At 64.9% G+C, this 3,720-nt stretch carries 4 protein-coding genes; all 4 read right to left on the bottom strand.

What is annotated here, in order from left to right; translation table 11 throughout:
• Nucleotides 1-181: 181 nt before the first annotated feature.
• The 4 genes from WBF82_RS20720 to WBF82_RS20735 all read right to left on the bottom strand — a co-directional run bounded on the left by WBF82_RS20720 (nt 182) and on the right by WBF82_RS20735 (nt 3,698).
• On the bottom strand, nt 182-688 hold the full coding sequence (locus WBF82_RS20720) for a hypothetical protein (RefSeq protein WP_424384809.1): 507 nt from the start codon (nt 686-688) through the stop codon (nt 182-184).
• Nucleotides 685-1,290 (bottom strand): TetR/AcrR family transcriptional regulator, encoded by a 606-nt coding sequence (locus tag WBF82_RS20725; protein ID WP_424384810.1) that lies wholly within the window; start codon nt 1,288-1,290, stop codon nt 685-687. The genes WBF82_RS20720 and WBF82_RS20725 overlap by 4 nt, the downstream gene beginning before the upstream one ends.
• A 102-nt stretch (nt 1,291-1,392) precedes the next feature.
• On the bottom strand, nt 1,393-2,541 hold the full coding sequence (locus tag WBF82_RS20730; RefSeq protein ID WP_424384811.1) for an acyl-CoA dehydrogenase family protein: 1,149 nt from the start codon (nt 2,539-2,541) through the stop codon (nt 1,393-1,395).
• An 11-nt stretch (nt 2,542-2,552) separates the two neighbouring features.
• Nucleotides 2,553-3,698, bottom strand: a complete 1,146-nt coding sequence (locus WBF82_RS20735) for a thiolase family protein (protein ID WP_424384812.1) — start codon at nt 3,696-3,698, stop codon at nt 2,553-2,555.
• Between the last annotated feature and the right edge of the window lie 22 nt (nt 3,699-3,720).

A 3,720-nucleotide genomic window follows, 5' to 3' on the forward strand; every position in this document is an offset into this window, starting at 1 on the left:
TAATAGGGGTAAGGGTCCGCGATCAGCTCGCTGCCACGGAAGAAATCCATCTCGGTGAAGTCCTTCACCATCTTCTGCTCCGTTCGGCAATCTCGGCTAGTGAGAACGTCCCTCTCAGCTATGAGTATTAGATTTCCACAGAGCATGCCGCGACGTCAACGCAGCCCGAAGAGGCCGGGGTTCAGCTGGCCGGAATGAGGTCCGCCTCGACCGACGGGCAGGCCATCACCCGGCTGCGGAACGTCTCGACCAGCGCAATCGACTCCAGCGGCATCGCGGCGGCCGCGAAAGCCTGGGCCTTGAACGCCTGGGCCGCGGCGCTGAGCCGGTGCTGGACCAGGCCGACGCTGTCGTCCAGTTCGGCCGGCCAGGTCTTGCCCCACAAGGTGACCTCGGTGGCACCCTGGTCCAGGGCTTGCACGACGCCCTGCCGGACGCGGGAGTCGCAGCCGAAGAGGTCAGCCGCAGCCGCCAGGGTCTGGGGCGGCGGCCGCTGACCGGCCGTCGCCAGCGCGTATTCCAAGTCGAGGATCTGGGCGCCGAGGATCTGCAGCGGTCGCTCGTCAGGATGGTCGACGAGCAGCACGGTGACATCCCAGCCGGCCATCGCCCGGTCGAACAGCCAGCCACCGGCGAATCTCACCACATCGGCGACATCGGCAGCGACCACATCGAGCCGGTACCTCATGCCGAGCTCGGCGGTGCCATGTCCCGCTCCAACGACTCCGAGTATTCCTTGAAGACCTCGGTCAGCGGGATCGAAGGATTGAGCAACCATGTGGTCTCCATTCCGGTGATGAAGGCAATTATTTGGACCGCCTTGACGGTCACGTCCAGGTCCATGCGATACCGGCCGGCACGCTGACCTCGCCGGATCAGCTCGGTGATGATGTCGACCGAACCCTGGTATCTGGCGGCGAGGCGGTCGTGCAGCGGAGCGTCAGGATCGATGCTCTCGGCCAGCAGCACGCTGTAGGTGCCGACGAGTTCGGGCGACCGGTAGAACCGATCGGCGACCGCGGCGATTTCTGCGATCAGATCGCCGGCCCGGTCCGCGTGCGAGTCGTCATCGGCGTCGCGGATATCGAGCACCGCGTGCAGCAGCTGTTCTTTGGATTCGAAGTGATGCAGCAGGCCGGCGGGGCTGACGCCGGCCTCGCCGGCGATCTGGGCCAGCGTTGTATTGCGCCACCCGTTGCGAGTCAGCAGTCGCTGGGCAACGGCCAGGATCCGCTGTTTGCGGTCCTCGCCCTTCGCCCGCAGCGAGTCATATGGCCGTGTCTCTGGCACCGGATTCCTTCGCCCAACCAACCAACTGAACACACAGTAGGTTGGTTCGCCGACGGTGACAAGGGTCTCAGCTCACGAATTTTTCTGGCTTTCTTGGCGCAGTCACAAACCGAGCGACTTGGCGATGATCACTTTCATCACTTCGCTGGTTCCGGCGTAGATGCGTGCGACGCGCGCATCGGTGTATAACCGGGCGATCGGATACTCCATCATGTAGCCGTAGCCGCCGAAGAGCTGCAGGCAACGGTCCACGACACGGGCCTGCATCTCTGTGCAGAACAACTTCACTCGAGCCGCATCGGCGGCCGATAACTCCCCTTCAACGTGCAGCGCGACCGCACGGTCCAGCATCGCCTGGCCGGCCTCCACCTCCGTGGAGCACGCGGCCAGTTCGAACTTGGTGTTCTGGAACGAGGCCACCGGAGTCCCGAAAGCCTTGCGGTCCTTGGTGTAGTCGATCGCCGCTGCGATCGCCGAGCGCGCCTGCGCCACCGACCCGACCGCAACCGTCAGTCGTTCCTGCGGCAGGTTGTGGCCCAGGTACCCGAACGCCTCGCCCTCGTCGCCCAGAACGTTCTCGAGCGGAACACGAACGTCCACGAAGGACAGTTCGGCGGTGTCCTGGACCTTGCAGCCCATCTTCTCCAGTTCGCGACCGCGGGTGAAGCCCTCCATCCCGTCCTCGACGACGAGCAGCGTCAGGCCCTTGCGCCGGTTGTCAGGGTCGGTGGAAGTGCGGGCAACGACGATCACGAGGTCGGCCTGCATGCCGCCGGTGATAAATGTCTTGGCGCCGTTGACGATCCAGTGATCTCCATCCCGCACGGCCGTCGTGCGCATACCCGCGAGATCCGACCCGGTTCCTGGTTCGGTCATCGCGACGGCGGTGAGCAGCGTCCCGTCGGCCAGGCCCGGAAACCACCGCTTGCGCTGGTCTTCGTTCGCATAGTGCAGGAAGTACGGCAGGATCACCTCGAGTTGGGTGCGTACCGTCGACAATGTCACCAACGCCCGCGCAGCCTCCTCCTGCAGCACGACGTTGTAGCGGTAGTCGGGCATGCCGGCACCGCCGTACTCCTCGGGAATCGCCATCCCGAGCATCCCGAGCTCACCCATCTGCTGGAAGACAGCGCGTGGCATCCGCCCGCCCTTCTCCCACTCTGGATAGGCAGGAACAACCTCCTTGTCGATGAAGTCGCGCGCCAACTCCCGGAACGCCTCGTGATCTTCGGTGAACAGGTCTCGACGCATGAAATCCCCTGTTAAGCAACAAGTTCTACGAGTGTGGCATTGGCGGTGCCGCCGCCTTCGCACATGGTCTGCAATCCGTACCGAATCTCGTTGTCGCGCATATGGTGTGCCATCCGGGTCATCAAGACCGCACCCGACGCGCCGAGGGGATGACCGAGGGCGATGGCTCCGCCCAACGGGTTGACCCGGTCCGGGTCGGCGCCGGTTTCGGCCAACCAGGCGAGCGGCACCGGGGCGAACGCCTCATTGACCTCGAACACACCGACTTCGTCGAGTGAAACACCGGCCTTGGTCAGCACCTTTTCGGTGGCAGGAATGGGACCGGTGAGCATCAGCACCGGGTCCGCCCCGGTCACCGCGCCGGCCCGATACCGCACCAGCGGGGTCAACCCGAGCTCGAGCGCGGCCTGTGAGGTCATCACCAATAGCGCCGCCGCGCCATCGGAGATCTGCGAGGAGTTGCCGGCATGAATCACCCCGTCGTCGACGAACGCGGGCTTGAGCCCGGCCAGTTTCTCGACCGTGGTGCCGCGCCGGATGCCCTCGTCGGCGGCGACTGCGGTGTCGTCGACAAAAACCGGGACGATCTGCTCATCGAACGCACGGTTGTCCTGGGCCGCGGCAGCCCGTTCGTGCGAGAGCGCGGAATACTCATCGAGCCGGGTGCGAGAAAACCCCCACTTCTTGGCGATCATCTCGGCCGAGAGCCCTTGGTTGAAGGAGAAATCACCGTAGCGGGCAAGGACTTTGGGCCCGTAAGGCATCCCGGTGGCCCTCGCCGCGCCTAACGGCACTCGGCTCATCACCTCAACACCGCCAGCCACGACGACATCCTGCTGGCCGGACATCACCGCCTGCACCCCGAAGTCGAGCGCCTGCTGGCTGGAACCACACGCCCGGTTGACCGTCGTGCCCGGGATGCTCTCCGGCCACCCGGCGGCCAGCACCGCGTAACGCCCGATGTTGGCGGATTGGTCCCCGACCTGCGACACGCATCCCCAGACCACGTCGTCGATGATCTCCGGACCGATGCCGGTGCGCTGCAGTAACTCGCCCAGCACCAATGCCGACAAGTCCGCCGGGTGCATACCGGAGAGCCCACCGTTGCGCTTGCCGACCGGTGTCCGCACGGCTTCGACGATGACTGTTTCACGCATTTGTCTGCTCCGATCTCGATAC

This window comes from Mycobacterium sp. (genome assembly GCF_049673265.1).
GTDB lineage: Bacteria > Actinomycetota > Actinomycetes > Mycobacteriales > Mycobacteriaceae > Mycobacterium.